Raw genomic sequence first — 5,158 nt, forward strand, 5'->3', positions numbered from 1 at the left:
GCTTCACGAGCAAATGCTTCTAGAGCTTTCTTATCCATGTTGCTTATCCTTAGCCATGACTGGCTTAATTATAAGCAGATACACAAATTAAATTACAGTCTCATGTGTTTACTTGTAATGTTTATCTATTAATCTTTTAAGGTAAATTTCCGCTTTGGCATAACCTTGTTCAGCAGCTAAACGATACCATTTCGCTGCCTGCTCTTCATTCTGCGCAACAGCTTTTCCTTGTTCATACATCCAACCAAGACTAACTTGTGCTTTAGCATAGCCTCGTTCTGCGGCTAGACGATACCATTTCACTGCCTCTTCATCACTTTGCTTTGTGCCAAGCCCTTCTAGATACATGTTACCAAGATTGCTTTCCCCAACAGATATGCCTTGTTCAGCAGCCAAACGATACCACTTCACTGCCTCTTCATCACTTTGCTTTACACCACGCCCTTTTTGATACATGGCACCAAGATTGATTTGCGCACGACCTAAGCCTTGTTCGGCAGCTAGACGATACCATTTCACTGCCAGCTCATCATTCTGTACAACACATTTTCCTTGTTCATACATCCAACCAAGATCGAATTGTGCATTGGCATTACCTTGCTCGGTGGCTATGCGGATCCATTTCACTGCCTGCTCATCATTCTGTGCAACACCTTCTCCATTTGCATACCTCCAACCAAGACTAGTTTGTGCTTTAGCATAACCTTGCTCGGCAGCTAAGCGATACCACTTAACAGCTTGCTCATAATTTTGCTCTACACCAAGCCCCTTTCTATACATCGTTCCAAGACTAGTTTGTGCTCTAGCATTACCTTGCTCTGCGGATAAGCGATACCACTTCACAGCCTGCTCATCACTTTGTACAACACCATATCCATTTTCATACATCCTGCCAAGATTAGCTTGTGCTATGGCATGATCTTGATCTGCTGCTAAGCGATACCACTCCACCGCTCGCTTATCACTTTGCACAACACTTCTTCCATCTTCATACATCCAACCAAGATTGTTCTGAGCTCTGGCATGACCTTGTTTTGCTGCTAAGCGATACCAATTCACCGCCTCTTCATAACTTTGTGCAACACCTATTCCTTGTTCATACATCCAGCCAAGATTAGTTTGTGCACTGGCATGACCTTGTTCTGCTGCTAAGCGATACCACTTCTCTGCAGCTTCATAACTTTGCTCAACACCTTTTCCTTTTTCATACATCCAGCCAAGATTAGTTTGTGCACTTGCATGACCTTGTTCTGCTGCTAAGCGATACCACTTCTCTGCAGCTTCATAACTTTGCTCAACACCTTTTCCTTTTTCATACATCCAGCCAAGATTGTTCTGAGCTGAGGCAAGACCTTGTTTTGCTGCTAAGCGATACCACTTCTCTGCCTCTTCATAGCTTTGCTCAACACCCTTTCCTTTTTCATACATCCAGCCAAGATTAGTTTGTGCGCTGGCATGACCTTGTTCTGCTGCTAAGCGATACCACTTCAACGCTTTTTGATAATCTTGTTCAACATCATGACCAAAAAGATATTTGTCACCAAGCGTAACTTGGGCTTTTACATTTCCTTGCATAGCCAATTCACCTGTATCATCCACTTTACTAGAGCTAGATACGCAACCATTTAAAACTATCGACATTACAATACTAGCCAATATCCGTTTGAAATTTATATGCATACAAAAATGGTGACGAACAGTGTTTGAAAAAAACGATAACATTGCAGTGACTCTCAAGTAAAAAATTAGAAGGCAAAAACATAATGATTCATTTTCCTGTTTTCGCAGGACAAACAAACTATGAAATTATATACGCATATCAATGAATTTCTTATCTATTTTGTTGATGTCTATATATAAACGAGAGGTTTGATAGGAATCGATAAGTTGTGAACATTTTTTACTAGAGCGATTTATTCCTTACTATTTAATAGGATCACCTTATTTACTAAAAAACGCACGTTTGCGATCCTACCTCTTTTTTAAAACCACTCTCAAGCCCTTACACAGCAAGGTTTACCCCCATATACCCCATGCACTCCATTTTGCGCGAAATTAACGTGCGCAATTTTAGTGCGGAGGGGAGGGTGAGTCCGAACAAGGCCTGCGCGCACCATTTGCGCGCAAAAAAACGCACAAATGCGATCTTCGACATTTTCAGCCATTTTCTAGATTTGGAATTTAGAAAGTCATTGAATATTCAGGCGTTCAGCTAGTTGATACCGTCATTCTATCGGGGTCATATAGAACTAAGGCAAACCATATGTATGTAACGTGTCCAACTTGCTACTCCAAAGCTCACGTTGTTAGCAAACACAAAAAGACAACCAAGCAGAGCGAGCACACATGTCAGTGCTCGAACCTCAATTGCTCTTCTTCCTTCAAAATATCTTTAAGCCTTATTGGGGATATTATTCTTCCAAAGAAACAGGAGGCCACATGTTAGATTGTCCTAACTGCGGTGCGAAATATCGCATACTGACCTCTCGCGTAATTTCCAATGAAGTAAGGGAATTTTGTTGCCATTGCAAAACCTGTCATGCACGATTTCGCCAGTACTCGGTATTTGAAGAATTCATAGTGGAAAACTCTGATAGCCAGCCACCTGATGAAGCGATACAGCCTGACGTAGCTAAGCGAAGAGAACAGTTTATTAGCATCCTCAACCCAGCACAAAAACCTCATGCAGACGAGTCAAACCAATCTGCGATGATATTTCGATAATGCTTTAACAACTCCCAGACGCAAAAAAGCCGCCCAGCGAGAGGCGGCTTTTGAACTTACCAACAGAGGATTGTGAGGCAAGAAACAGAAGAGGAATCAGACTCACCCATCCATAATACTCAACCTGTCACTTCAATCTCGCTCTCTACCTTCTCGATACGCTATCTAGAATTCTATCTGATGCATTTACATCTTTTTAATCGGTTAAATAGGAGCCTCATAAACCATTAAACCAACAAAGAGAACCAGCACCTATGAATATCAATACGCAGCAAAAACTCAAAACCTATATGGACAATATTGAAAAGCTCTATGACACAAAAAAAGCAGCAGAAACCTTCAATGTAAATCCAACCGCAAGCCAAACCTTAATAGACGATGTGAAGCACACAGATGACTTTCTAGAGCGCATTAACGTAATTACCGTTGTAACCAACAAGGTGAGGCAATTGGCCTTGGTGTAGGTTGTATGATTGCTTCCCGTACCGACACCCTGCACGGTGGCGAGCGCAAAACTCGTTCAGTACATGATATGAGCGCCATGCCTTACATGTGTGAGCAAACCAACTTCGATACGCATTTAGGCTACGACCAATTAAGCGCTTTTGCTCACCTGAAAGACTTTGAAGAGCGAGTAAACAACCAAATCCGAACCCAAGCCGATTTAGATAAAATCCGTGTGGGCTTTTATGGAAAAACAGCCGAAAAAGACACGGATGTAGAAGCCAACCCAAACGGGGAAGATGTCAACATCGGTTGGATTCAAGCCATGAGAGAGCATCAACCTGAACGAGTACTGACCGAAGTAGTAAAAGATTCCGGTGTTATCCGCATTGGTGAAGGTGGCGATTTCATTAACCTAGACCTTGCGGTACTCACCGTCAAAAACATGCTTGATGAACGTTTTGCTACCAGCAATGATTTAGTGGCCATTATCGGCAATGACTTAATAGCAACTGACCAAGCCAAGCTCTACGCAGAGAACGCCCATACGCCAAGTGAAAAATCCAAATTAGAGATGCGCCAAGTTATCGCAACCTATGGCGGATTACCTTCTTATACGGTGTCGAACTTCCCTTCTCGCGGCATTATGGTCACCAGTTTTGACAACCTATCGATTTATATCCAATCCGGCTCTATTCGTAAATCAGTCGGTAAGCGCAACGACAGCAAGAACCGCGTTGAAAACTTTGAATCAATGAATATGGCGTACATTGTTGAACAACTAGGCAAAGCGGCCACTGTTGAGTTTGATAATGTGAAACTCAAAGCTCTAGGCTCTGACGCTTGGACATAAACAGGAAGCAGCGCCATGATAGAGATTGAATTTTCCAAGCCTGTTAGCGTCATGCACAGTGACATACTCAGTTACCTTGAGGTGGCGCTGCTTGATGGTTTGTATGAACCACCTGTAGGATTAGACACACTAGCGAAAGCCTTACGGGTTAATCCCACTCACGCAAGCGCCATTGAGTTTAAACGCAACACACTGGCCTACATCATAGGATTATCTCCCCTACTCCCCAAGCGCGAATTAAAACGCTTCATTCAAGACTATCTCACGTTTGGTAATGGTTACTTGCAGGTAGTTCGCTACCGGATGTCAGGGAACATCACCCAAGTTAAACACATTCCAGCGCTGTACATGCGTCGTCGTGACGACTTAGGTTACACCTATAAGCCAAGAACGTTCGACGATGAAGGGCGAATCGATTTTAAACATGACCAAATCTTTCACCTAGCAGAATACGATATTGCTCAAGAGATATATGGGTTACCAAGCCATATCAGTAGCCTAACCTCAATATGGCTCAATGATGATGCCACCCTGTTTCGTCGCCAGTACTACCGCAACGGCTCCCATGCAGGTTACTTGCTCTATATGAATGAACCGAACATGAGTGAAACAGTAGAGAACGATATACGGCAAAAGCTAAGTGCTAAAGAAGGAATGGCTTTTAAGAATTTGTTTGTTAACGCCAGAGGCAAAGACACCAAAGCCCCCGAACTCAAACCCATAGGACAGGTAGAAGCGAAAGATTCATTTCGGGATGTGATGAAGCATACAACCAGTGACATTCTATCGGTTCACCGAGTACCACTAGAATTGATGAGTATTAGACGGGAAGGCATCACCAGTAGCGGTGATTTGAACAAAGTCGATTGGATGTTTCACAAGAACGAGCTTTTGCCATTAGCAGAGTCGTTATCTGAGCTTAACGAGTTTACAAATACCAACGTGATCACGATAAAGAACTACACCGATTTAGACAGCCAACAGGCCAACGCTAACTAGTCATTTCCCTTCAAACGCAAAAAAGCCAGCTATAAACTGTACTAGCTCAGACCTGATCTGACAGTTACCCACTTTGTTGGTGCCTGTCAGATTATATCTGGGCTAGATTCTTTTCAGCCCAGATTAATTTCCCATCTA

4 protein-coding genes and 1 pseudogene are annotated in these 5,158 nt (G+C 42.8%); 4 read left to right on the plus strand and 1 reads right to left on the minus strand.

All coding sequences use genetic code 11. The features are described 5' to 3' along the window. Positions 1 to 108 precede the first annotated feature (108 nt). On the minus strand, positions 109 to 1,641 hold the full coding sequence (locus tag F0227_RS21605) for a tetratricopeptide repeat protein (protein ID WP_253822156.1): 1,533 nt from the start codon (positions 1,639 to 1,641) through the stop codon (positions 109 to 111). 622 nt (positions 1,642 to 2,263) lie between these two features. Between F0227_RS21605 and F0227_RS21610 the strand changes: the two genes are divergently transcribed. From F0227_RS21610 to F0227_RS21625, 4 genes and pseudogenes are all read left to right on the plus strand, one after another. Further along, positions 2,264 to 2,446 carry an ogr/Delta-like zinc finger family protein gene (locus F0227_RS21610; RefSeq protein ID WP_171755320.1) on the plus strand — a complete coding sequence of 61 codons (183 nt, stop codon included), beginning with the start codon at positions 2,264 to 2,266 and terminating at the stop codon, positions 2,444 to 2,446. Beyond that, a complete protein-coding gene (locus F0227_RS21615) occupies positions 2,440 to 2,724 on the plus strand; it encodes an ogr/Delta-like zinc finger family protein (RefSeq protein WP_171755321.1) in 285 nt (94 codons plus the stop codon). The genes F0227_RS21610 and F0227_RS21615 overlap by 7 nt, the downstream gene beginning before the upstream one ends. A 290-nt stretch (positions 2,725 to 3,014) precedes the next feature. Continuing rightward, positions 3,015 to 4,021: pseudogene (locus F0227_RS21620) on the plus strand (phage major capsid protein, P2 family). Positions 4,022 to 4,036: 15 nt separating this feature from the next. Continuing rightward, on the plus strand, positions 4,037 to 5,020 hold the full coding sequence (locus F0227_RS21625; protein WP_171755322.1) for a phage portal protein: 984 nt from the start codon (positions 4,037 to 4,039) through the stop codon (positions 5,018 to 5,020). Positions 5,021 to 5,158 lie beyond the last annotated feature (138 nt).

Origin of the sequence: Vibrio sp. 99-8-1, assembly GCF_013114595.1 — a bacterium.
GTDB lineage: Bacteria > Pseudomonadota > Gammaproteobacteria > Enterobacterales > Vibrionaceae > Vibrio.